The organism is Luteimonas sp. A482 (assembly GCF_054072655.1).
Genome location: NZ_JBSVRO010000001.1, coordinates 746385 through 770700 on the forward strand (window position 1 = coordinate 746385; position 24316 = coordinate 770700).

Consider the following 24316-nt stretch of genomic DNA (forward strand, 5'->3'; position numbering starts at 1 on the left):
GCAATTGTAGCGGTGGTGGGGCGGGGGGGGGCTTCGCGGCCCCTGCGGTCACCGCAGCCCGGCCGCGGACAGGCGCGGCATCGAGGCGGCCGCGCCCTCGTGCTCGGTCGACAGCGCGGCGTAGTGCGCGGCAAAGCGCACGTGGTCGGCGAAGGCCCGGTTGGGCACCGTGGCCAGGGAAGATGCCAGTGCCCCGTTGAACGCGTCGCCGGCGCCGGTGGTGTCGATCGTCTTCGCCTCGAAAGCCGCGACGCGGTAGTGCGGAATCTCGTCGCCGCGGCACTTGTCCTCGCGGTGGGACACGAAGGCGCCGGCGGCGCCCAGCGTGATCACCACCGTGCCGCGCGGCAGCAGCATCCGGCACAGCCGGTGCAGGCGCGCATCGTCCAGCGCGGCGACCTGGGCTGGATCGACAGCTTCGCCGGCATGCCGCGCCAGCAGCGCAGCAAGCTCGGTTTCGTTCGGGGTGAGGATGTCGGCCACCGCGAGCAGCTCGCGCGTGCTCGGCGCATTGGCCGGCGCCGGATTGAGGATCGTGCGGATCCCCGCCGCGCGCGCCAGCCGCATCGCCTCGAGCACGCTGTCGACCGGCGACTCCAGCTGCGCCAGCACGATCCGTGCAGTGGCGATGGCCTCGGCCTGGCGCGCGACGAATTCCGTCGACAGCACGCCGTTGGCGCCCGCGCCGATGACGATGGTGTTGATGCCGGCGCGGTCCACGTGGATGCCGGCGGTGCCGGTGGGCTCGTCGCCGGTTTCAGCGCGCAGGTCGATGCCGTCGCGCGCCGCCAGGCTGCGCACCAGCTGGCCGCCCGCATCATCGCCGATCGCGCAGATGAACACCGTCGCCGCGCCGCTGCGCGCGCAGGCCGTGGCCTGGTTGAAGCCCTTGCCACCGGGCCCGGTGGCGTAGCTGCCAATGAGTGTCTCGCCCGGGCGCGGCAGCGTTTCGCAATGCCAGACGTGGTCGACGTTGAACGAGCCGACCACGACCACCTGTGCTGGAGCGGGGATGGACACGGCGCGTCGGTTCCCTGCTCAGGCGCCGAGGTTGATCAGCACGCCGGCGATGGTCGCCGTCATCAGCGTGGCGACGGTGCCGCCCAGCACCGCGCGCAGGCCGAAGCGCGCCAGGTCCTTGCGGCGGTCGGGTGCGAGCCCGCCGATGCCGCCGATCTGGATCGCGATCGAGCTGAAGTTGGCGAAGCCGCACAGCGCGTAGGTCGCGATCAGCCGCCCCTGGTCGCTCAGCACCACGCCATCGACGCGGCCGTTGACGATGTCGGCCAGCTGCAGGTAGGCGACGAACTCGTTGATCACCACCTTCTGTCCGATCAGCGATCCGACCACGCCCGCGTCCTGCCACGGCACGCCGATCAACCAGGCGATCGGCGCCAGCACCCAGCCGAAGATCGTCGCCAGGTCCAGCGGCCGGCCGATCGCGGCCTGCAGGCCGGTGATCTCGCCCAGCCAGGTCAGCGGCGCGTTGATCATCGCGATCAGGGCGATGAAGGCCAGCAGCATCGCGCCGATGTTCAGCGCCAGGCGCAGGCCGTCGCCGGCGCCGGCGGCGGCCGCGTCGATCACGTTGCTGGTGGTCTTCTCGACCTCCATCTTGACCGTGCCGCGGGTCAGCGGTTCGCCGGTTTCCGGGATCAGGATCTTGGCGATCACCAGCGTCGCCGGCGCGGCCATGATCGATGCGGCCAGCAGGTGCTTGGCGTAGAAGGCCTGCTCGACCGGGTCGCCGCCGCCGAGCATGCCGACGTAGGCCGCCAGCACGCCGCCGGCGATGTGCGCCATGCCGCCGATCATCATCGTGATCAGCTCGGATTCGGTCATGCGCGAGATGTAGGGGCGCACGGTCAGCGGCGCCTCGGTCTGGCCGATGAACACGCTGGCGCAGACGCTGGTGGTCTCGGCGCCGGATACGCGCATCACCTTGGTGATCGCCAACGCCATGATCCGCACCACGTACTGCATGACGCCGAGGTGGTAGAGCACGCTCATCAACGCGGCGAAGAAGATGATCGTCGGCAGCACCTGGAAGGCGAAGATGAAGCCGTAGGTCTCCACGTTCATCAAACTGCCGAAGATGAACTCCGAACCGGCGTTGACGAAACCGAGCAGCCGCACGAAGCCGTGGCCGAGCCAGTCGAACACGTCGCGCCCACCCGGCACCAGCAGCACCAGCGCGGCAAAGGCGATCTGCAGGGCGATGCCTGTGCCGACAAGGGGCCAGTCGACACGCCGCTTGTTGTTGGAGAACAACCAGACCAGGCCGATCAGCACCGCCAGTCCGAACAGGCCGAAACCGACGCGCAGCAGTGCTTCCATCCCGTTTCCCCGCATCGATTTCGTGCAAAACAGACGCGGCAGCCTAGAGCAGCGGGCAGGCTGCGGCAACCGCGGGCGGCCTGCGCTCGGCTGTCGTTCGACCTGTCCCCATCCGTGGGATGCCGCCCCGGCCCTGTCCACGTCACCTGGGTTGCCCAGTCCCTGTCATTTCGACCGAAGGGAGAAAGCCGCTTCCCCGCGCGCTGGAGGGGATTTCTCCCTACGGTCGAAATGACAGGTCCCTTACACGTCGCGCGCGATCACCCGGTTGCGTCCGGCGCGCTTGGCCTCCTGCAGGCGCCGGTCGGCGCTGCCGAGCAGGGCCGAGGCGCTGGCACCGTCCTGCGGGAACGCCGCCAGCCCGGCGCTGAAGGCCAGGCTGACCGGTTCGGCGCGATCGGCGTGGAAGGGCTGCGCGGCCAGGCTGCGACGGCTGCGGTCGATCCGCTCCCAGGCGCTGCCGATCGGGCACAGCAGCACCAGCACGAACTCCTGCCCGCCAATGCGCGCCAGGTGCTCGTCCTCCTCGAGCATCCCACCCAGGTGTTCGGCAATGTGCCGGATCGCGCGGTCACCGCCGAGGTGACCGATCTCCTCATAGACGCGGCGGAAGTGGTCCACGTCGACCAGTCCGATCGTCACCGTGCGACCATCGCGGCGCGCAGCCTCGAACATGCGCGGCAGGCGCTGCAGCAGCCAGGCGCGGTTGGGCACGCCGGTCAGGCCGTCGCGTCCGGACAGCTCGATCAGGCGCTGCATCCGGTAGACGATGGTGCTGCTGAGCAGGGTCATCATCGCCAGCAGCAGCAACCGTCCGCATTGCGGGACCAGCGACGGCGCGCTGCCGTCGATGGCCGGCGCCGCGGTCGTGGTGAAGGCCAGCACGGCCGAGGCGAACACCGCGTACTGCACGATCGCCAGGGCGCCGACGAAAGTGGTCAGTCGCCCATCGCTGCGCAGAGCGGTGAGCGCGATGGCGAACAGGTAGAAGCACCACACCACCATGCTGTGGAGCCCGGCCGCAGGGTCGTCCAGCGAGAGCATCACCAGCACGCCGGTGGTGGCGGTGATGTCCCAGGCGCCGGTGGCATAGGGCAGCCAGTGGTGGCGGCGCGGGTTGCGGGCCAGCGCCAGCCAGACCTGCGCGATCACGTTGATCAACACCGCTGCGGCCAGGCCGACCAGGGTGCGGCTGGTGGCGGCGCCGCCAAGCGCTGCGGCCAACGGCAGCACCAGCACCAGCAGCGACAGCAGCGCTCGCACCTTGGCCACCAGCAGCTCACCGCCGGCGCCAAGCTCGAGCATCACCTCGTCGGGGCGCCCGAACAGGGTGGCCAGTACGCGCTTGAGTGGAACGGGTTCGTGCATCCGGGCGGTGTCGGCGGGCGGGATCGCCGCGCGAGGATACCCCGCGCCGCATAGACTGTTCGCCGGAACCGCATGCCGGAGCAAGACGTGATGCGCTATCGCCGCCTTGGAAGTTCGGGCCTGCAGCTGTCGGCACTGTCGTTGGGCGCCTGGCTGACCGCGGGCACGCGCGTGGGCCGCGGCGAGGCGCGCGAGCTGGTCGCGTTGGCCTGGGACCATGGCGTCAACTTCTTCGACAACGCCGAGAACTACGCCCGCGGCGAGGCCGAACGGGTGATGGGCGACGTGATCGCCGACCTGCGCCTGCCGCGCGACGGGTTCTGCGTGTCGAGCAAGGTGCGCTTCGGCTCGGTCGCCGATCCGCGTCCGACCCAGCTCGGGCTGTCGCGCAAGCACGTGCGCGATGCCTGCCACGATGCGCTCAGGCGCCTGCGCGTGGACTACCTGGACCTGTTCTTCTGCCACCGCCCGGATCCCGACACGCCGGTCGCCGAAACCGTGTGGGCGATGGACGCGCTGATCCGGCAGGGCAAGGTGCTGTACTGGGGCACGTCCGAATGGCCGGCGGCACTGATCCGCGAGGCGATCCAGGTCGCCCGCAGCCATCACCTGCATGCGCCGACCATGGAGCAGCCGCAGTACAACCTGCTGCACCGCGACCGCGTCGAGCTCGAGTACGCGCCGCTGTACGCCGAGCATGGCCTTGGCACCACGGTGTGGTCGCCGCTGGCTTCGGGGCTGCTGACCGGCAAGTACAACGACGGCGTGCCAGAGGGCAGCCGCCTGGCGCACCTCGGCGAGTCCAGTCCGCTGCACGACCGCGAACGCGGCGAAGCACGGCTGGAGCGCGCACGGCGCTTCACCGCCCTGGCCGAAGAGCTCGGTGTCGCTCCCGCGCAGCTGGCGATCGCCTGGTGCCTGCTCAATCCACACGTCTCCACCGTCCTGCTCGGCGCCAGCTCGACGCAGCAGTTGCGCGAGAACCTCGGCGCGCTGGAGCTGGTCGACCGCTTCGAAGAACCTGTCTGGAGAAGGCTGGAAGCGGCCACGCGGTAGCGAAGGTTGCACGGGGGTTGCGTCCGCCAGGCGGCGGTACCGTTGCATTGAGCTGGCCGGCATTCCGCCGACAAACGGCTGTTGACAGGCTAATGAGAATCATTAGCATCGCTACTCCCCGCAAAGGAGTCCCCAAGATGCTGCTCAGTCCTGAAGCCGCCGTGCACTCGACCGCGACCGAACCGGGCCATGACCACGGCCGCGCGCCAGTGCCGTCGATCGAGATCGACAGCCTGCGTCTACTCCAGGGACAGCGCGAACTGCGCATCCGCCATGGCAACGAGTGCTACCGGCTGCGCCACACCCGCAACGACAAGCTGATCCTCACCAAGTAATACCCGCCGCGGTGCGCCCGCGCCGCATGGGTGCAGCGCTGGCTTGGTACAGCCGAGCACGCTTTGGGTCAGCGCCTCGTTGACCGCGATCTGCCCAGCCATCCCGGAACGGCTGTCGCCGCGAAAGCCGTGGATCCGGCCGATCACCTTCGGCATCGTGCCTGCGGCACTCGGATGTCTCGCGATCGCCGCGGGTGCGCAGCGCAAGCGTGACCACCGGACGCTCGAACCAGCGGTAGAGCTGTTCGAGCGCTGCCTGTACGCCGGTCACACCCGGCCTGCCGCCGTCGTCACCGACCTATACTGGAAACCACGCAGGCGAAGGGGAATTCCATGGGCGGAGGCATGTTTTTGGCGGCGGTGCTGCTGGTGGCGGGCATCGTGATCCTGTTCAAGACCGTGCGGATGGTGCCGCAGGGCTATGAGTGGACGGTCGAGCGCTTCGGTCGCTACACCCACACCATGAGCCCGGGCCTGCATTTCCTGGTTCCAGTGGTCTACGGGGTGGGGCGCAAGGTCAACATGATGGAGCAGGTGCTGGACGTGCCCAGCCAGGAAGTCATCACCAAGGACAACGCCGCGGTGAAGGTCGACGGCGTGGTGTTCTTCCAGGTGCTCGATGCCGCCAAGGCCGCGTACGAGGTCTCCAACCTCGAGATCGCGATGATCGCGCTGGTGCAGACCAACATCCGCACCGTGATCGGTTCGATGGACCTGGACGAGTCGCTGAGCCAGCGCGAGACCATCAACGCGCAGCTGCTGAACGTGGTCGACTCGGCCACCAATCCCTGGGGCATCAAGGTCACCCGCATCGAGATCCGCGACATCCAGCCGCCGCGTGACCTGATCGACTCGATGGCAAGGCAGATGAAGGCCGAACGCGAACGCCGGGCCGTGATCCTCGAGGCCGAGGGCCATCGCCAGTCGGCGATCCTGCGCGCCGAGGGCGACAAGCAGGCCGCGATCCTGGAGGCGGAAGGCGAGAAGGAAGCCGCGTTCCGCGAAGCCGAGGCGCGCGAGCGCCTGGCCGAGGCCGAGGCCAGGGCCACGCAGATGGTGTCCGATGCCATCGCCCAGGGTGACGTGCAGGCGATCAACTACTTCATCGCGCAGAAGTACGTGCAGGCGTTCGAGAAGCTGGCGACCGCACCCAACCAGAAGTTCGTGCTGATGCCGATGGAGGCCACCGGCATCATCGGCTCGATCGCAGGCGTGGCCGAACTGGCCAAGGAGGCGCTGGCCAAACAGCAGTCGGCGCCGCCGCGCAGCCCGCCGCCGACGCGCGCCGTGTTCCCGAGCGGCGAGGGCTGAGTGATGGACCTGCGCTGGGACGTGGTGGCATGGGCGGCGGTCGCGCTGCTGCTTTTCGCCGCCGAAGCGATTGCGCCGGGAGCCTTCATGCTGTGGATGGGCTTTGCCGCGGTCGCGGTGTTCCTCGCGGTGCTGGCGGTGCCGGGGATCCCGCTGCTGGCCCAGGTCGCGGCCTTCGTCGTGCTGAGCTTCGTCTCCATCCAGGTCTACCGGAAATGGTTCCGCAGCCGCGCCCGCGAAAGCGACCGTCCGACGCTGAACCGGCGGGCGTTCCAGCACATCGACCGGGTGATTCCGCTCGAGCAGCCGATTGTCGCCGGGCGCGGCCGGGTCAAGATCGGCGATGCGTTCTGGATCGTCGAAGGCGCGGACCTGCCGGTGGGCACGCCGGTCAAGGTCGTCGGTACCGACGGCGTGATCCTGCAGGTGGAAGCAGCGCCTGCGACGGCGGCGCCCTCGCTGCAGTAGCAACCCTGACTGGTCCGCGATTGTGTAACAGCACCCACCGCGGCCAGCATGCCGCGCCATGGGACACGATCACGACCACGCCAGCGCCGCCAGCATCCGCCACGAGAAGCCGCTGTGGTGGGCGCTGGCGCTCATCGTGGCCTTCATGCTGGTCGAGCTGGCGGCCGCGTTCGCGACCAACAGCCTGGCCCTGCTCTCGGACGCGGCGCACATGGCGACCGACGCGCTGGCGCTGGGCATCGCCCTGGTCGCGGTGCGGCTGTCGCGGCGCCCGCCCGACGCGCGCCGCAGCTTCGGCTATGTGCGCACCGAGGCGATGGGGGCGATGCTCAATGGCCTGCTGCTGTTCGCGTTGGCCGGATACATCCTGTGGGAGTCGGCGCACCGCTTCATGCAGCCGCCCCAGGTCGCCTCGATCGGCATGCTGGTGGTCGGCGTCGCCGGCCTGGTGGTGAACCTGGTCGCGATGCGCCTGCTGCATGCAGGCAGTGGCGAAAGCCTCAACGTCAGGGGCGCCTATCTGGAAGTGTGGGCCGACATGCTCGGCTCGGTCGGCGTGATCCTCGCCGCGCTGGTGATCCACTTCACCGGCTGGCAGCTGGCCGATCCGATCATCGCGGTCGCGATCGGGCTGTGGGTACTGCCGCGCGCCTGGACGCTGATGCGCCAGGCCGGCAACGTGCTGATGATGGGCGTGCCCGACGGCATCGACCTGGCCGAAGTGCGCGCGGCGCTGGCCGGCCTGCCCGGAGTGGCCGACGTGCACGACCTGCACGTCTGGGCGCTGGCGTCCACCCGGGCCGCGATGACTGCGCACCTGGTGGTCGACGACAGCGTCGATGCGCGCGAGCTGCGCCACCTGGCGGCGGCCGCGCTGCGTGAGCGTTTCGACATCGGCCACGCCACCCTGCAGATCGAGGGGACGGATGACTGCCACGGGGGCGACTGCGATGACAGCGGCGCGGACGCTGGCGACGGCGGCCACGCCCACCACCATCACTGAACGGCCCGCGCGCGCGGGCCCGCGCCGGATCGATCTGGGATAATCGGGCCACCCCCGCACCAAGGATCGCGCCATGACCCGCAAAACCGTTCTCAACGACAGCCACCGTGCGCTTGGCGCCAGGATGGTCGACTTCGGCGGCTGGGACATGCCCATCCATTACGGCTCGCAGATCGACGAGCATCACCAGGTGCGGCGCGACGCCGGCATGTTCGATGTCAGCCACATGACCGTGGTCGACCTGCACGGCGACCAGGTGCGTCCGTTCCTGCGCAAGCTGGTCGCCAACTCGGTCGACAAGCTCAAGCAGCCCGGCAAGGCCCTGTACGCCTGCATGCTCAACGCGCAGGGCGGCATCATCGATGACCTGATCATCTACTACCTGGGCGAGGACTGGTTCCGCCTGGTGGTCAACGCTTCCACCCGCGACAAGGACATGGCCTGGATCGACGCGCAGGCCCAGGCCTTCGGTGTCGAGGTCCGCGAGCGGCCCGAGCTGTCGATGATCGCGGTGCAGGGCCCCAACGCACGCGAGCGGATGCTGGGCCTGATCGAAGGCGACGATGCCGCGGCGGTCGCGGCGCTCGGCAAGTTCGCCGCGTGCGACGTGGCCGGCGCGCGCTTTGGCGAGCTGTTCATCGCCCGCACCGGCTACACCGGCGAGGACGGCTTCGAGGTCATCGTGCCAGAGGCGCACGCGGTCGCCCTGTGGGACGCGCTGCTGCAGGCGGGGGTGAAGCCGGCCGGTCTCGGTGCGCGCGACACGCTGCGCCTGGAGGCGGGCCTGAACCTCTATGGCCAGGACATGGATGACACGGTCTCGCCCTTCGAGGCGGCGCTGGGCTGGACGGTCGCGCTCGACGCGGGACGCGACTTCATCGGCCGCGACGTGCTCGAGCGGCACAAGCGCGACGGCGCGCCGCGGCAGATGATCGGCCTGGTCATGGAAGAGAAGGGCGTGCTGCGCCACGGCCAGCGCGTGCTGACCGCCAACGGCGACGGCGAGATCCTGTCGGGCACGTTCTCGCCCACGCTCGGCAAGGCGATCGCGTTTGCGCGCGTGCCGGCGGGCAATGTCGCCTCGGACGTGCGCGTGGACATCCGGGGGCGCGAGGTGCCGGTGCGGGTGGTCCGGTTCCCGTTCGTGCGCGACGGCAAGGCGCTCTGACCCCTTCCGACCGGCGGCGCTTGCGGCAGCGGCGCCGGGCTTGGCTACACTAGCCGTCCTTTCCCCAAGCCCGTACGAGAGCGGAGTCCACGATGAGCGAGATCCCCGGCGACCTGAAGTTCCTGAAGTCCCACGAGTGGGCGCGTGTCGAAGGTGACGGCAAGGTCACCGTCGGCATTTCCGACCACGCCCAGGGCCTGCTTGGCGACCTGGTCTACGTCGAGCTGCCTGCGGTCGGCGACACCATCGAAGCCGGTACTGCCAGCGCCGTGGTCGAGTCGGTCAAGGCGGCATCGGACGTGTACGCGCCGGTGTCGGGCACCGTCACCGCGGTCAACAGCGCGCTGGCCGACAAGCCCGAGACGATCAACGAAGACGCCTACGGCGAAGGCTGGCTGTACGTGGTCGAGGTCAACGGGCTCGACCAGTTCAACGAGCTGCTCGCTCCTGACGACTACGCCGACCTGCTCGAAGAAGACGATCATTGATTCGTCACGCGACGGGCACGATGCCCGTCGCCCTCGCGGACGCTGCCAACCATCGCGGCGTCCGCTTCCGGCAAACGCCGGAACGCGTCATCGCCGCACCTGTCGCACTGTCGACTCTGGCCTGGGCACACCCACTTTCCGGACTTCATGTCGCGTCTCCAAAGGCGTCGGCACGGCGGAAAAGTTTGCGCACTTTGGGCGCAATCGGTCTTTGTGCGCCGCGCAACGCGGTCTTCGGATGGCGTCCGTTCAACCGCCGCGCCGATGGCGTGCGGGCTGTTTGAAGCGACGCGATGCACATGCCTCGATGACCGCGGTGGCAAGCGGCAGTGCGAGGCGATCATTCAAAACACACTTGTTTTGCGCGCTTTCGTCTTGATGCCGCGCGGCATCGACGCGCGCGTCGCCGTGTTTTGCACGACATGCCGGCGCGTCGGTTCGCACGCGCGTGGTCGACGCCGGTGCACGTACTGCGAAGAATTCGAAACGCCGGGTGTTGACAGCTGAAAAAACCGTGATTAGGTTTCGCCCAACAGACGTGGCCGCAGAAGCGAGTGAGTCAGCACACAGCGAAAACGCGCAGCACAAAAAAGACCTCCGCCCCGGACTTCTACAAGGTGGATGAAGGCATCGTCTCCCCTGCGAAAACCAGACCACCTCTTTCCAGACACCTGCGCCGCTCCGGGCCGCAGGTGTTTTCGTATCACCGGGACCGCGTTCCCCCGACCGCGTTGTCCCTGCCGAATCCGTTCCGGCGCGCGTGGCGCGCCGGCGGTGTGCACGGGTCCGATACCCGCGCGCTGCTTGACCACTGGGCAGTAGTACTGCAAGTCAACTGACGAGGAGAGCCATCTCATGGCCGCGAAGAAAGCTGCAAAGAAAAAGGTCGCCAAGAAGGCGACCAAGGCACCTGCCAAGAAGACCGCCAAGGTCGCGAAGAAGAAGGTAGCCAAGAAGGCGACCAAGAAGGTCGCGAAGAAGACGGTCCGCAAGGCCGCCACCAAGAAGGTAGCCAAGAAGGCGACCCGCAAGACCGCCAAGAAGGCGGCCAAGAAGACCACGAAGAAGGCTGCCAAGAAGGTAGCCAAGAAGAAGGTAGCCAAGAAGGTTGCCAAGAAGACCACGAAGAAGGCTGCCAAGAAGGTTGCCAAGAAGAAGGTAGCCAAGAAGGCGGCGAAGAAGACCGCCCGCAAGGTCGCCAAGAAGGCCACCAAGCGGCCTGCCAAGAAGGTCGCCAAGAAGGCCGTGAAAAAGGCCACCAAGAAGGCCACCAAGAAGACCGCCAAGAAGGCGGCCAAGAAGACCACGAGGAAGGTAGCCAAGAAGCGGGTCGCCAAGAAGAGCGCCACCCTGGCCATGCCGCCGATGCCGACACCCTTGATCTGATATCCCGATCAGCCGTAACCGAAGCTCCTTCTCCGTTGCCCAGGCGGAGAGGGAGTTTTTTTTGTGGGATCCCAAGCGCACGACGTACTGCCGTGTCGCGCGCAGTCGTGAGGTCCGGTCGCGGGGGGGGGGGGGGGGGGGGGGGGGGGGGGGGGGGGGGGGGGGGGGGGGGGGGAGGGGNGGTCGCGGCTGAAGCCGCTCCTGCGGGGCGTGGCTGTAGGAGCGGCTTCAGCCGCGATCACCGCCGACCAGCCCCACCGCCCACAGCAAGCCCGTGCGAGCACCGACTGTCCCTTCACCGCCCCCTATGTCGCAGCGTCCGGCGCAGCCTTCAGCGCGGGCGCGCTTCAGCCTTCCCCGACTGCGGGCCGCCGTTTGCCGGCGCGTCCGCGCCGTCGGATGCGTAGAGCGCTTCCATGTCGATATCGACGTCCAGCCACTGCTGCGCAGGCAGGCCGATCGCGCGGTCGAGGATCGTCGGCAGCAGGCCCGAGGGCAGCGAACTGTTGCTGTTCCAGAGCACCACCACGCCCACGTCGCGCTCGGGCAGCATCGCCATCAGGCCGCGGTAGCCCTGCACCGCACCACCGTGGAAGACCAGGCGATGGCCCGCGTAGTCGTACACGCGCCAGCCCAGGCCGTAGCCCGCGGAGTTCAGGCGCTCGCGTCGCCACGAGCTGCCGCGGATCTCGCCGGGGGTGCCGACGATCGGCGCCTGCAGCGTGGCCAGCAGCGGCGCAGGCAGCACGTCCGGGCGATGTCCGCCCTGTGCGAGCAGCCACTGCGCCATGTCGGCGATGCTGGCGTTGACGCCGGCGGCAGGCGCGAGGCGATAGTAGGTGGGCTTGGGCGTCAGCGATTTCCAACCGGCGCCGGCGCGCACGTGGGGCCTGGCCCAGCGCGAACTGGCGGTGATGCCGTCCAGGCCGAGGCTGGCGTCGTTCATGCCCAGCGGTTTGAAGATGCGGCGCGCCACCGACTCGCTGTAGAACTGCCCGCTGGCCGCGAACACCACGTCGCCAACCAGGCTGAAGGCGACATTCTGGTAGCCATAGCAGTCGCCCGGGGCGCAGGCCATCGGCGCCGCTGCGAACCGCTGCACCAGGCTGTGGTAGTCGGCGTTGCCCTCGATGTCGCGGTCGTAGGTGTGGTGGCGCAGGCCGACCCGGTGGCTGAGCACGTCGGCGACGGTGAGCTGCTGCGCGGCGGACGGATCGGCGAACTGCAGGCTCGGCATGAAGTCGGCGACGCGGCTGTCCCAGCGCAGCGCGCCCTCGGACACCAGCATGCCGGTCACGGTGCCGGCGAAGGATTTGGACAGCGAGGCCAGGCGGAACACCGTATGCGCGTCCACCGGTTCGGCATCGGATACGTCGGTGATGCCGTAGCCGCGCGCGCTGAGGATCCGTCCGTCGTGGACGATCGCCATCGCCAGGCCCGGCACGCGCTGGTTGGCGACCAGGTCCTGTGCCATCGCCTCGAACAGGCGCACGTCGAAGCCTTCCGCGAGCGGCTGCCGCTTGACCTCGGCCGGCAACGGCACGGGGCGGTCCGACGGCACCACCGGCACGATCGGCGCTGGCGTCACATCCGCCGCGGCGGGCGCGTCACTGGTCCACGGCAACGGAGTCTGCGCGGCGACGGTCAGGGCGATCGCCGGCAGCAGGCCGAGCAGCAGTGCGCGATGCAGGCGTGTGCTGCGCGGCCGGGGGAGGTTCGCTTTCATCGGGACTGTCCCCTGCGTATGCTCTGCTTCAGGCGATCATATGCGCCTGTTTCCGCACTTGCATGAACAAGGGGAGGAATCTTCGTGAGTGGACTGATTCTGCTGATGATCCTGATCGGACTTGTCGTCGTCTTCGGCGCCTGGGCGGTGGGCATCTACAACGGTCTGGTGACCGCGCGCAACGTATTCAGGAATGCCTTCGCACAGATCGACGTGCAGCTGCAGCGGCGCTTCGACCTGATCCCCAACCTGGTGGAAACCGCCAAGGGTTATCTCTCGCACGAACGCGGCACGCTCGAAGCGGTGACTGCCGCCCGTACCGCCGCGCAGGCCGGGCTGTCGGCGGCCAAGGCAGCGCCTGGCGACCCGGCTGCGATGGCCGAGCTGTCGCAAACGCAGGGCGCCCTGAACGGCGCGCTGGGTCGGCTGATGGTCGTGGTCGAGGCCTATCCCGACCTCAAGGCCAGCCAGAACATGATGCAGCTCACCGAAGAGCTGACCAGTACCGAGAACAAGGTCGCCTTTGCCCGCCAGGCCTACAACGACTCGGTGATGGCCTACAACACCAAGCGCGAGGTGTTTCCGTCCAGCATCGTCGCGGGCATGTTCAACTTCGCCCCCGCCGCCCTGCTCGACATCCCCGCCGACCGTGCCGAAGTGCGCGAAGCTCCGAAGGTGCAGTTCTGAACGCCCGTGCTTCGTGATGACTCTTCGCCTGTTGTAAAGCGCATCGCCGCCCTTCCATGAACTTCTTCGAACGCCAGGAGCAGGCGCGCCGCAACACGTCACGGCTGGTGCTGCTGTTCGCGCTGGCCGTCGTCGGGATCGTGGTGGCGGTGGACCTGGGCGTGCTGCTGGTGTTCGGCGCCGATCCGGCGCTGCTGGCGATGTCGACCCTGCTGGCGCTGGGCGTGGTCGGGGTGGGTTCGCTGTACCGGGTCGCGTCGCTGCGCGGCGGCGGCGAAGCGGTGGCGCAGCAGATGGGCGGCGTGCCGGTCCCCGAGGACACCACCGACCTGCACCTGCGTCGCCTGCGCAACGTGGTGGAGGAGATGTCGATCGCCTCGGGCGTGCCGGTGCCGAAGATCTACGTGATGGAGCACGAGCCGGGGATCAATGCGTTCGCCGCGGGCTATTCGACCTCCGACGCGGTGATCGCGGTCACCCGAGGCGCGCTCGACCGGCTCAACCGCGATGAGCTGCAGGGCGTGATCGCGCACGAGTACAGCCACATCCTCAACGGCGACATGCGCCTGAACATCCGCCTGGTCGGCGTGCTGTTCGGCATCCTCATGCTGGGCCTGATCGGCCGCAAGATCCTGCAGCACGGCGGCAGCGTGCGCGGCCGCGGCGCGATGCCGGTGCTGGTGGGCGCGCTGATCGTGCTGCTGGTCGGCTACGTCGGCCTGTTCTTCGGGCGCATGATCAAGGCCGCGGTCAGCCGCAGTCGCGAGGTGCTTGCCGATGCTTCGGCGGTGCAGTTCACGCGCCAGCCCAGCGGCCTTGCCGGCGCGCTGAAGAAGATTGCCGGCCTGCACGACGGCTCGCGGCTGGCCGAGCGCGCCGACGCCGAAGAGGTCAGCCACATGCTGTTTGGCGACGGCACCGGATTGAGCGGGCTGTTCGCCACGCACCCGCCCGTGCTGCAGCGGATCCAGGCGCTGGAGCCGTCGTTCCGCGCAGAGAGCCTGGAGCGCCTGAAGTCGCAGTGGCTGGCCATGCCGCCCAGCGGACTGGACGAGGACGTGCAGATGGGCCTGGTCGGACCGGGGCACGGCGTGCTGCCGCAGGCGTCGGCGCGGATCGACCTCACGCCGCCGATGGTGTCGTCCCAGGTCGCCGACCCGCGCGATGACGACTATCGCCGCGCCGACACGATCGTGGCCACGATGCCGCAGGAACTGCGCACGATGGCCGGCCGACGCGATGGCGCCGGGATGCTGCTGCTGGGGCTGCTGCTGGACGGCGACGCCGAGGTGGCCGATCGGCAGCGCAGCGAGATCGTCGCCAGGCTCGGCGTACAGGCGGCCGCGGAAGCGCGACGCCTGCGCGAGGAGCACCTGCAGGCGCTGCATCCGATGCTGCGCATGCCGCTGGCGTCACTGGCCTTCCCGGCCATGCGCCTGCGCCCGCGTCCGGAACTCGCGACCTTCCTGGACACCGTGCACGCGGTCGTGCATGCCGATGGTCGCGTGAGCCTGTTCGAGTACTGCCTCGGGCGCCTGCTGGAGGTACAGCTGCGCGAGACGCTCGACCCCGGCCGTTACGCGCGCTTCGGCCGGCGCAAGCCCGGCAACGTGCGCCAGGAATTCGCCACCCTGCTCGCGGTCGTCGCCCATGCCGGCAATCCGCAGGATCCCGATGCCGCGCGCCGCGCCTATCTTGCCGGCATGCAGCGCGTGCTGCCGCGTGACCACCTGCCGTACGCGCCGCCTGCCGAAGGCGTGCTGGCGCTGGACGCGGTGTGGGAGCCGCTGGACGCGCTCGACCCGCTGGCCAAGCAGGTCACGGTCGAGGCGATCACCGCTGCGGTGTCCCATGACGGCCGCGTGTCGGTGGCCGAATCCGAGCTGCTGCGCACCATCTGCGGCGTGCTGCATTGCCCGCTGCCGCCGATGCTGGAGCGCCACTGAACCCTGCCCGGGCGCGCACGCGGCCCGGGCGGACACGCTGACTGTCCAACATGGTCCGGCCCGGGGCCGCGGTGGGCCGGGGCGGGGCCAGATGCAGGCACGCGGCATCACCGATAGAGGCTGCCACCGGCAACGCCCGCCCGGTCATTCCGGTTCGATGACGGCTACGTGCGCGGCGTCAGGCGTATGCACGATCTCGACGATGTGTTCGGCGTGGTCGTCCATCAGCGCGATGACGAAGCCCTGTTGCTCGACGCCGTCCACCCGCAGCCCGACCGGCGTCATGCCGGCCGGCTGCTGGCGCACATGGATCCGGTAGACGGTATCGCCGTAGCGGTAGCGCAGTGAGTACTCGGGCCAGTCCGCCGGGATGCACGGCGCAAGCTGCAGCGTGTCGCCGCGGCGCTGCAGGCCCAGCAGCGATTCGACGATCAGCCGGTACATCCAGCCGGACGAACCGGTGTACCAGCTCCATCCACCGCGGCCCACGTGCGGCGCGACCGCGTAGACGTCGGCCGAGACGACGTAGGGTTCGACCTTGTAGGTCGCGATCCCTGCGGCGTCGCGGGCATGGTTGATCGGGTTGATCAGGCCCAGCAGTTCCCAGGCCTTGGCGCTGTCGCCCACCTTGGCAAAGGCCATCGTCGCCCAGATCGCGGCATGCGTGTACTGGCCGCCGTTCTCGCGCACGCCGGGCACGTAGCCGCGGATGTAGCCCGGGTCCTGCGCGGTCTTGTCGAAGGGCGGATCGAGCAGCTGGATCAGGCCGGCGTCGCGTCGCACCAGGTGTGTGTCAAGCGAGGCGAGAGCCTGTTTCGTGCGTTCCGGTGCACCGGCGCCCGAGAGCACCGACCAGCTCTGCGCGATCGAGTCGATGCGGCATTCGTCGCTTTCGGTCGAGCCCAGCGGGGCGCCGTTGTCGAACCATGCGCGCCGGTACCAGGCGCCATCCCAGGCATGCATCTCCAGCGCTTCGCGCAGGCGTTCGGCGGCGGCCTGGCACTCAGCGGCGAAGGCGTGGTCGTTGCGCATCCGCGCCAGGGGATCGAAGCACCCGAGTGCGTCGTACAGGAAGAAGCCCAGCCACACGCTCTCGCCGCGCCCGCGTTCGCCGACGCGGTTCATGCCGTCGTTCCAGTCGCCCGTGGCGATCAGCGGCAGGCCGCGCTCGCCAAGCAGGCGCATGCCGCGCCGCAGCGAGCGCACGCAGTGCTGGTACAGGTCCTCGCTCAGACCCGAGGGCAGGGGCAGGTCGTAATACGACTCCTCGTCGGGGTTGACCGGGCGCCCTTCGATGTAATGCACGCGCTCGTCGAGCACGCCGGCATCGCCGGTCACCTCCACGTAGCGCGCCGTCGCCACCGGCAGCCACAGGTAGTCGTCCGAACAGCGCGTGCGCACGCCTCGGTCCTGCGGCGGGTGCCACCAGTGCAGCACGTCGCCTTCGGGGAACTGGTGGGCCGCGCTGCGCAGCAGGTGTTCGCGCGCCAGCGCGGCCTGCGCGTGCAGCATCGCCATGATGTCCTGCAGCTGGTCGCGGAAGCCGAACGCGCCGCCGGACTGGTAGTAGCCGCTGCGTGCCAGGTAGCGGCAGCCGATGGTCTGGTACAGCAACCATCCGTTGGCGAGCACGTCCACGGCGGGGTCGGGCGTTTCCACGCGCACCGCGCCGAGCGTGCGCAGCCAGTGGATGCGCACCACGTCGAGCGCGTCGTGCGCCGCGCCGGAGCCGCGCGTGCGGCGTGCCAGGGCGATCGCCTCCCCCCAGTTGCGCCCGATCCCGAGGCGGAAGACCGTCTCGGTCTCGCCGCCGATCGCGATCAGGATCGGGACCTGGATCGCCGCGCACGGGTCCAGCCCTGCGCCGAGCCGGCCCGACAGCCGCTGGCGCTGCAGGGCGGCGGGGGCCTGCATGCTGCCGTTGCGGCCGAGGAATTCGACGCGGTCGGCGGTGATGCTGCGGCCCTCGTGGCCGACGCCATGGGTGTCGGCATCGAAGAACGCGACCCGGTCGGCGAATTCGGTGTTGTAGCTGTTGCGCGCGGTGAGCACGCCGCTGTCGCCGTCGACCTCGCTGATCACGTGCATCCGCGTCCTGGCGCCGAGGTCGCCGAGCACCCATTCCACGTAACCGGTGGCCGACAGGCGCCTGGGCCGGCCGGACCGGTTGCGCAGCCGCAGCACGCTGTACTTCACTGCTTGCTCCAGGTCGACATAGACCCACAGCTCGCTGGCGATGCCGTCCTCGACGTGCTCGAACACGCTGTAGCCGAAGCCGTGCCGCGTGCGGTAGCTGCCCTCGCCGCGGACCGGCCAGGGCATGGGCGACCACACCTTGCCCGTGTCCTCGTCGCGCAGGTAGAACGCTTCGCCGCTGGTATCGCCGACCGGATCGTTGTGCCAGGGGGTGAGCCGGAACTCGTGCGCGTTCTCGGTCCAGGTGTAGCCGGGCGCGCTGTCGCTGACCACGCAGCCGAAGTCGGCGTTGGCCAGCACGTTCGACCACGGCGCCGGCGTCACTCCGCCAGGGCCGGGCTCGATGATGTACTCGCGGCCGTCGGCGGAGAACGCGCCGAGGCCGTTGTCGAGGATCCGATCCTCCGAGACGGCGTCGAACGGCCATGGGTCCACGACGTCGCTCGCCGCGTGCGGGTCCTCGTCTGCATCACCGATCAGGTCGTACTGCACCGGATTGGCCACCAGCAGTGGGCCTGGCGCGGGCGCGGGCGGCCTGCGCGCGACCTGCTCGGCAAGCGATCCGTCGGTATCGCTGACGATCACCCGGGCCACCGACTGCAGCAGGATGCGTTCCTCCTGCGACAGCTGCTGCGCGGGGCGCACGAAGATGCCGCCGGGGCGATCGATCACGTTGGCTTCGATGCCGGCGGCGACCAGGCCCATGATCTGGTCCTGCAGCTGCTGCCGGTAGCCGGCGTGGTCCTCGTTCCAGATCACCAGGTCCACGGCCAGCCCCTTGAGCCGCCAGTACGCGTGGGCTTGCACCATCTGCCGAACCAGTTCGATGTTGGCGCCGTCGGCGATGCGGACCAGCGCGATGGGGTGGTCGCCCGAGATCGCCTGCCCCCACAGACCCGACTGACCGCGCCGGTTCTGCAGCAGCACCGCGGGTTCGGCACGCAGTGCCGAGTTGGCGAACACCATGTGTCCGGCGATCTGTTCGTACAGCTGCGCGTCGGCCTCGCTGGCGTTGATCTGGCGACGCACCACCTGGCAGTGGGTCCAGGCCAGGTCGAACACGCGGTCGGCCAGCCGGCGGTCGCGGTACTTGTCCACCAGCGCAACGCAGGCGTCCCTCGCATCGGCCACGCCGGTGACCATGTCGATGGTCGCCGAACGTCCTGGCTGCAGGGTGATCCGGCAGCGGATCGCGACCACCGGATCGAGCACCGATCCCGATGCGTTCGACAATGCCTCGGCGTCCGTCAGCGCATGCGGCGCCACAAGCGTGCGACCGCGCCCGATGAATCGAGACCGGTCGGTCTCGTACGAAATCGCGCCGATGTCCGCGTCGTGGACCGCGAGCAGGTGGAACATCCAGGGCGGTGTCTCGCCAAGTGCGCGCGGTCGCCGGGTGCAGACGATCGCCTGGCTGGCTCCGACCAGTTCGGTCTGCACGAACAGGTTGCTGAAGGCCGGGTGCAGTTCGTCCGAGATGGCCGGGGCCAGCACCACCTCGGCATAGGTGGTGACTTCGATGGTGCGCGCGGTGCGCGAGAGGTTGGTGAGGCGCAGGCGGCGCAGCTCGATGTCGTCCTCGGGCGACACCGCGATCTCGGTGTGCGACTCGACGCCATGCTTGCGGCCGCGGAACTCGGCCTTGGCATCGGAGAAGATCGCCTCGTAGCCGTCGACCGGCACGGCCGTGGGCTGGTAGGCGGTGGACCAGAACGCCCCGCTCTCCACGTCGCGCAGGAAGCAGAAGCTGCCCCAGTGGTCGCGCGTGCCGTCCTCGCGCCAGCGCGTGACCGCGATGTCGCCGACGCGGCTGTAGCCGCCGCCGGCGCCGGTCAGCAGCACGTGGTAGCGGCCGTTGGACAGCATCTGGATCGTGGGCCGGGCCGTGTCGGGCGTGCGGAACACCCGCAGCTGGCCACCGTCGACCTCGCCGACCGGCGCCGCCGAAGCGACCTCGGCCGAGTGCGGATGGAACGCGCCGGTGCGCGGGATGCGCTCCTGCAGCAGCAGCAGGGTCGCCTGGAACTCCGGATCCTCGACAAAGCGCTTCTGCATCGGCTGGTCGCGCAGCAGGTAGTCCAGCGCCAGCAGGCCCATGCCCTGGTGGTGGGACATGAACGAGCGGACCACAGCATGGCTCTGGCCACGCGGCAGGCGGGCAGGCGTGTAGTCGATGGCCTCGTACAGGCCGAACATTCCGCCGAAGCCCGCCGCTGTCAGCCGCTGCAGGTTCGCGCACGCCGCCTCGGGGGCGACCATCAGCGCCATCATGCTGGCGTAGGGTGCGATCACCAGGTCCTGCGACAGGCCGCGCTTGAGGCCCAGGCCCGGGACGCCGAACGCGCGGTACTGGTAGTTCATGCGCGCGTCGACGAGGTTGTAGCCGGACTCGGAAATGCCCCACGGCACGTTGCGCTGGCGCCCGTACTCGATCTGGCGTTGCACCGAGTGCTTCGCGGTCTGGTCCAGTAGCGTGCCCGCGTAGCTGGGCATCACCAGCTGCGGCATCAGGTACTCGAACATCGATCCGCTCCACGACAGCAGCGTGGAGGCCCCGTCGACCTCGGTCAGCAGCCGCCCGAGCGCAAACCAGCTTTCCTTCGGCAGCTGGCCCTGGGCGATCGCGACGAAGTTGGCGAGCCGTGCCTCGGACGCGAGCAGGTCGTAGTAGCCGGCGTCATGACGGTGGTCGTCGACGCTGTAGCCGATCGACAGCAGGTGGCGGCTGCGATCGTAGAGGAAGCGATGGTCCATCAAGGCGCATTGGCCTGCGATGTGGGCCAGCCGCTCGAGCTCGGTGATGCGAGCCCGGGCCGCATTGCGGGCGCTGGCCCGGAGCGGATCGGCGGGTGCGACGCCCGAGGCCACCTCGCGCAGCGTCGGGATGCGCGCGGATGGATCGGCCGTTGGCGCATGCGTGGCCGCAGCCTGCGCGGCTGGCGCGAAGATCTGCAATTCCTCGCGCGCGGCCGCGCACTGTGCGGCAAGCGCCCGCGACCAGTACCCGATCTCTTCCGGCGCGGCTGCCTGATCGGCTGCAACTGCGGTGGACAGCGCCTCCAATTCGGCCAGCACGCGGTGCGCCTCGGCCACGGTGCGCGGTGGAGCGCTGCGGGCGACCGCAAGGCGGTCGGCGATGGTGCGCATCGTCTCGCCCATCGGCTGGCCTGCCGTCGTTTCCACGACCAGGCCGAACGTATCCGCCATGCCCTGGAATACGTTTGGCGACAGCACCGGCGCCTCGCGCAGGGCCAGCAGCCCCTGGCGCAGGGTCAGCAGGTGGCCGGCCAGGTTGCCGCTGTCGACCGCGGAGACGTACTTGGGCGCCAGCGGCTCCAGGGTCGCGGTGTCGTACCAGTTGTAGAAATGGCCGCGGTGGCGCGGCATCGACTCGAGCGTGCGCAGCGTGTTGCCGGTGCGCTGGACCACCCCGGCCACCGGCAGGTAGCCGAAGTCGTACGCGGCCAGGTCGGCCAGCAGAGACAGGCCGATGTTGGTCGGCGAGGTGCGGCGCGCGACCACCAGGGTCGGGTGTTCCTGCACGTTGTCCGGCGGCAGCCAGTGGTCCTGTTCGGTGACATGGGTTTCGAAGAATGCCCATGTGCGCCGTGCGAGGCGCCCGAGGAACTGCAGCTGCGATGCGTCGAGGTTGGAACCCGGATGCGCACGGGGACGCCCCAGCCACCACATCAGCGCTGGCGACGCGGCCCAGAGCGCCAGCACCGGCGCCGCCACCCACAATGCCGCCGGCTCCACGCGAAGCAGCAGCACGACGGTGGCGACGGCCAGCGCGGGCGCGAACCACATCGTGCGCAGGGAATCGGCGAGGGTGTTGCCAAGCGTGCGCTCCACTTCGCTCGACGGACGCCACTGCAGCAGCTTCCGCCGCGTGATGCACATGCGCCACAGCGTCCGCATGATCGCATCGAGGCTGAAGAACGCCTCATAGGGCAGGCACGCCAGGCTCACCGGTGCGTGCGCGAAGCTGCGCCCCATCGCCGCCCAGGCCTGGCGCAGGTGTGCCGCCAGCGGCATGTCGGCCGGACGCTTGAACAGGTCGACCAGCGAGGCCAGCAAGGGCGGCAGCAACAGGATCGACAGCAGCCACAGCGTCCAGGCCAGCGGATCGGCGGCCAGCGCCCAGCCCAGCACCAGCAGGGCGGTGAGCGCGGTCGGAAACAGGCTGCGACGCAGGTTGTCGAGCAGCTTGCCGCGCGACAGCATCGACAGCGGGTTGCGCTCCAGCGTCTTCGCAGGCGCCGCACCCGCGGCGGCAGTCTGCAACGGCACCAGCGGCAGCAGCCACGGCAGCAGCTGCCAGTCGCCGCGGATCCAGCGGTGCCTGCGCTTGACGTCGGCGGCGTAGCGCGCCGGGTAGTCCTCGTACAGCTGCACGTCGCTCACCAGCCCTGCGCGCGCGTAGCAACCCTCGAGCAGGTCATGGCTGAGGATGCGGTTGTCCGGCATGCGCCCTTCCAGCGAATGTTCGAATGCATCGACGTCGTAGATGCCCTTGCCGACGAACGATCCTTCGCCGAACAGGTCCTGGTACACGTCCGACACGGCCCGGGTGTAGGGATCGATGCCAGGCTCGCTGCCATACAGGCTGGCGTAGCGGGAATGCCGCTCGCCGCTCATGCTGATCCCCACGCGCGGCTGCAGGATTCCATAGCCGCGGGTGACCACCCGTCGGCGCGCGTCGAAGCGCGCACGGTTGATCGGATGCGCCAGGGTGCCGACCAGTTCCCGCGCGGCATCGCGCGGCAGTTGGGTGTCGGTGTCGAGCGTGATCACATAGCGCACCTCGCCGAGCAAAGCGGTGTTGCCCGCCACGCGCACGAAGGCGTTCCCCGCATCGCCGCGGAGCAGCGCATTGAGCGCCGCGAGCTTGCCGCGCTTGCGCTCCAGGCCCATCCACGCCCGTTCGCGCGGGTTCCAGCTGCGCGGGCGATGGAACAGGAAGAAGCGGTCATGGTGTTCGGGCGCGTAGCGCGCGTTGAGCACGTCGATCTCGCGCTGCGCCGCATCCATCAGCGCCTCGTCTTCGGGAAGGTGCTGCTCGGCGGCGTCGAAGAAGTCGGTCAGCAGCGCAAAGTGGACGTGGTCGTCGCGATTGGCGAGGAAGCGCACCTCCAGCGCCTCGGCCAGGGAGGCGATGCCGCTGGTGCTGCCGAACATCGTCGGCACCACGACCAGGGTGCGCATGTCCGCCGGCACGCCCGCGGAGTAGTCGAGCCGCGGCAAGGCGTCGGGTCGGACCAGCCAGGTGGCGACCCGGTTGACCAGTGCAACCGCCAGCTCGCTGTAGGCGATCACGCACAGCCCCAGCGCCAGCCAGGCCCAACCGCGCTCGGCCGGCGACAGCGCACCGCGCAGGGTCGCCCAGGTGAACAGCGCCACCACCAGCGCACCGGGCAGGGTGTAGGCCAGCAGCGGCAGGCGGCGGGCGGTCCGGCGCACGCTGCGGGTGACGCCGCGCAGCGCCAGCGCGTTCTCCAGCGCGCCGCGGCCCTCGTCGATCAGGTAATAGCCGACATGCGCGGCGAGCTCGTGGCTGCCCGCTTGCGTGGCATGCGCCTGTGCCAGTTCCAGCACCTGCGTGGCCACCGCGTCCTCGGACAGTCCGCCGCGGCGCGCGATCAGTTCGATGTTCTGCCGGTAGTTGTCGCGTGTGGCGAAGTCCATCGCCCCATAGGTGTCCGAGGGGTCCTGCCGCAGCGTGGCGTCGACCACGCTCAGGGCCTCGACGAACTCGCGCCAGTCCATCATCGCCAGGAACCGCAGGCTGGAGATGCTGTTGCTGATCGAAACCTGGGCCGCTGCCTGCTGCTGGGCCTCCGCCTGGACCATCTGCTCGATGCTCTGGCCGGCGTCGGCCAGCCACTGCTCGACCCAGGTCAGGGGCAGGGCCAGTTCCGAACTCCTGCCCTGCAGGCGCCGTGCGAACTCGGCGACGAAGGAACTGCTGGCAGGTGGCTGCGAGCGCACCATGTCCGCGATCACCAGCACCAGATGCCTGGGATCTGACTCGGCGATGTCGGTCAGCCGGTCCGCCCAGTCCTCGGCGAGGCTGCGGTCGACGCGGTCTTCGATGATGCGTGTGCTGATGCGGCGCAGGTTCTCGATCAGCGCCAGGCGCAGCATGATCGGGATCGCCCAGAGCTCGCCGAGCTTGAGTGGCGTCACCGTCTGATAGGCGCCGACGAAACGGACCAGGCTCTCGCCATCGACGCGGCCGTCGCCATGGGAGATGGCGTTGAGCGCCAGGTCGTACACGCGGGGCAGGCCCGTGGACGGGCCCTGGTCTAGCTGCGGCAGCTCGCGGCTGTAGCCCTTGGGCAGGTGGCGGCGGGCGATCGCGATCTGCTCTTCGACCAGGTAGATGTTGTCGAGCAGCCACTCGCTCGCCGGCGTCGGCGTCCGGCCGGCGTGCACCGCTTCGATGAGCAGGGTGCAGGCGCGGTCGAGCAGCTTCTGGTTCTCGTCGAGCCGCGCCAGCAGCAGGTCTGGTCCCGACTTGCGCCTGACGCGGTGGGACTTCGCCAGTACGCGGCCGTGCACCTCCATCTGCTCGGCGCTGAACAGCTGCGCGCGCAATGGCGGTTCATGCGTGGTGGCCCGCGCTCGCGCCGTTACACGCCGCTGGACCTTCCGGAACCACCGCAGGCTCCTGCGAAACCAGAGGGAAAGTCGGTCTACCTGAGGGTCATTGCGCATTCGTCATGGTAGGTCACGGGCACGCGGTTACCGTGAAAGGCGCGAGCACTGCGTTTCCGGTGTCCCGCCGCGTCGGCCGACACGCTGTGCGCAGGCCAACCGGGAAGGGAAAGCAACGAATGGA

The 24316-nt window shown here is 69.2% G+C and carries 15 protein-coding genes; 10 read left to right on the top strand and 5 right to left on the bottom strand.

Annotated features, from left to right (window positions below):
* Positions 1–48: 48 nt before the first annotated feature.
* From ACW5DW_RS03320 to ACW5DW_RS03330, 3 genes are all read right to left on the bottom strand, one after another.
* Positions 49–1014, bottom strand: coding sequence for a ribokinase (locus ACW5DW_RS03320; protein ID WP_457018385.1), 966 nt, complete (start codon positions 1012–1014; stop codon positions 49–51).
* A gap of 24 nt (positions 1015–1038) precedes the next feature.
* Entirely contained in the window at positions 1039–2337 is a 1299-nt protein-coding gene (locus tag ACW5DW_RS03325) for a NupC/NupG family nucleoside CNT transporter (RefSeq protein ID WP_457017355.1), read from the bottom strand.
* Positions 2338–2580: 243 nt separating this feature from the next.
* Positions 2581–3705, bottom strand: coding sequence for a diguanylate cyclase (locus ACW5DW_RS03330; protein ID WP_457017356.1), 1125 nt, complete (start codon positions 3703–3705; stop codon positions 2581–2583).
* A gap of 90 nt (positions 3706–3795) precedes the next feature.
* Here ACW5DW_RS03330 and ACW5DW_RS03335 point away from each other — a divergent pair, with 90 nt between their 5' ends.
* The 8 genes from ACW5DW_RS03335 (at position 3796) to ACW5DW_RS03370 (ending at position 10920) form a co-directional block, all read left to right on the top strand.
* The gene (locus ACW5DW_RS03335; RefSeq protein WP_457018386.1) at positions 3796–4761 is read left to right on the top strand and encodes an aldo/keto reductase; all 966 of its coding nucleotides are present in this window, start codon (positions 3796–3798) and stop codon (positions 4759–4761) included.
* Between the two features lie 137 nt (positions 4762–4898).
* On the top strand, positions 4899–5096 hold the full coding sequence (gene hemP / locus ACW5DW_RS03340; RefSeq protein ID WP_457017357.1) for a hemin uptake protein HemP: 198 nt from the start codon (positions 4899–4901) through the stop codon (positions 5094–5096).
* A gap of 333 nt (positions 5097–5429) precedes the next feature.
* Positions 5430–6407, top strand: a complete 978-nt coding sequence (locus ACW5DW_RS03345; RefSeq protein ID WP_457017358.1) for an SPFH domain-containing protein — start codon at positions 5430–5432, stop codon at positions 6405–6407.
* A 9-nt stretch (positions 6408–6416) separates the two neighbouring features.
* On the top strand, positions 6417–6875 hold the full coding sequence (locus tag ACW5DW_RS03350) for an NfeD family protein (protein WP_457018387.1): 459 nt from the start codon (positions 6417–6419) through the stop codon (positions 6873–6875).
* Between the two features lie 58 nt (positions 6876–6933).
* On the top strand, positions 6934–7878 hold the full coding sequence (locus ACW5DW_RS03355) for a cation diffusion facilitator family transporter (protein ID WP_457017359.1): 945 nt from the start codon (positions 6934–6936) through the stop codon (positions 7876–7878).
* Between the two features lie 73 nt (positions 7879–7951).
* Positions 7952–9046 carry a glycine cleavage system aminomethyltransferase GcvT gene (gene gcvT, locus ACW5DW_RS03360; protein WP_457017360.1) on the top strand — a complete coding sequence of 365 codons (1095 nt, stop codon included), beginning with the start codon at positions 7952–7954 and terminating at the stop codon, positions 9044–9046.
* Positions 9047–9138: 92 nt separating this feature from the next.
* The gene (gene gcvH / locus ACW5DW_RS03365) at positions 9139–9534 is read left to right on the top strand and encodes a glycine cleavage system protein GcvH (RefSeq protein WP_457017361.1); all 396 of its coding nucleotides are present in this window, start codon (positions 9139–9141) and stop codon (positions 9532–9534) included.
* 855 nt (positions 9535–10389) lie between these two features.
* On the top strand, positions 10390–10920 hold the full coding sequence (locus ACW5DW_RS03370; RefSeq protein ID WP_457017362.1) for a hypothetical protein: 531 nt from the start codon (positions 10390–10392) through the stop codon (positions 10918–10920).
* Between the two features lie 331 nt (positions 10921–11251).
* Here ACW5DW_RS03370 and ACW5DW_RS03375 read toward each other — a convergent pair whose 3' ends face one another.
* On the bottom strand, positions 11252–12646 hold the full coding sequence (locus ACW5DW_RS03375; RefSeq protein ID WP_457017363.1) for a serine hydrolase domain-containing protein: 1395 nt from the start codon (positions 12644–12646) through the stop codon (positions 11252–11254).
* 105 nt (positions 12647–12751) lie between these two features.
* Between ACW5DW_RS03375 and ACW5DW_RS03380 the strand changes: the two genes are divergently transcribed.
* Together ACW5DW_RS03380 and ACW5DW_RS03385 are read left to right on the top strand one after the other, a co-directional pair.
* Entirely contained in the window at positions 12752–13333 is a 582-nt protein-coding gene (locus ACW5DW_RS03380; RefSeq protein ID WP_457018388.1) for a LemA family protein, read from the top strand.
* A gap of 56 nt (positions 13334–13389) precedes the next feature.
* Entirely contained in the window at positions 13390–15279 is a 1890-nt protein-coding gene (locus tag ACW5DW_RS03385) for a M48 family metallopeptidase (RefSeq protein WP_457017364.1), read from the top strand.
* A gap of 144 nt (positions 15280–15423) precedes the next feature.
* Here the strand turns inward: ACW5DW_RS03385 and ACW5DW_RS03390 are convergent, their stop codons facing one another.
* Positions 15424–24192: a GH36-type glycosyl hydrolase domain-containing protein gene (locus tag ACW5DW_RS03390; protein ID WP_457017365.1), complete on the bottom strand. Its 8769-nt coding sequence runs from the start codon at positions 24190–24192 to the stop codon at positions 15424–15426.
* Positions 24193–24316 lie beyond the last annotated feature (124 nt).

Bases quoted from the DNA above. Each gene is read 5' to 3' on its own strand.
- ACW5DW_RS03385 (WP_457017364.1), top strand. From the start codon at position 13,390: ATGAACTTCTTCGAACGCCAGGAGCAGGCGCGCCGCAACACGTCACGG.
- ACW5DW_RS03345 (WP_457017358.1), top strand. From the start codon at position 5,430: ATGGGCGGAGGCATGTTTTTGGCGGCGGTGCTGCTGGTGGCGGGCATC.
- ACW5DW_RS03375 (WP_457017363.1), bottom strand. From the start codon at position 12,646: ATGAAAGCGAACCTCCCCCGGCCGCGCAGCACACGCCTGCATCGCGCA.
- ACW5DW_RS03370 (WP_457017362.1), top strand. From the start codon at position 10,390: ATGGCCGCGAAGAAAGCTGCAAAGAAAAAGGTCGCCAAGAAGGCGACC.
- gcvT (WP_457017360.1), top strand. From the start codon at position 7,952: ATGACCCGCAAAACCGTTCTCAACGACAGCCACCGTGCGCTTGGCGCC.
- ACW5DW_RS03325 (WP_457017355.1), bottom strand. From the start codon at position 2,337: ATGGAAGCACTGCTGCGCGTCGGTTTCGGCCTGTTCGGACTGGCGGTG.
- ACW5DW_RS03380 (WP_457018388.1), top strand. From the start codon at position 12,752: ATGATCCTGATCGGACTTGTCGTCGTCTTCGGCGCCTGGGCGGTGGGC.
- ACW5DW_RS03390 (WP_457017365.1), bottom strand. From the start codon at position 24,192: ATGCGCAATGACCCTCAGGTAGACCGACTTTCCCTCTGGTTTCGCAGG.
- gcvH (WP_457017361.1), top strand. From the start codon at position 9,139: ATGAGCGAGATCCCCGGCGACCTGAAGTTCCTGAAGTCCCACGAGTGG.
- hemP (WP_457017357.1), top strand. From the start codon at position 4,899: ATGCTGCTCAGTCCTGAAGCCGCCGTGCACTCGACCGCGACCGAACCG.
- ACW5DW_RS03330 (WP_457017356.1), bottom strand. From the start codon at position 3,705: ATGCACGAACCCGTTCCACTCAAGCGCGTACTGGCCACCCTGTTCGGG.
- ACW5DW_RS03335 (WP_457018386.1), top strand. From the start codon at position 3,796: ATGCGCTATCGCCGCCTTGGAAGTTCGGGCCTGCAGCTGTCGGCACTG.
- ACW5DW_RS03355 (WP_457017359.1), top strand. From the start codon at position 6,934: ATGGGACACGATCACGACCACGCCAGCGCCGCCAGCATCCGCCACGAG.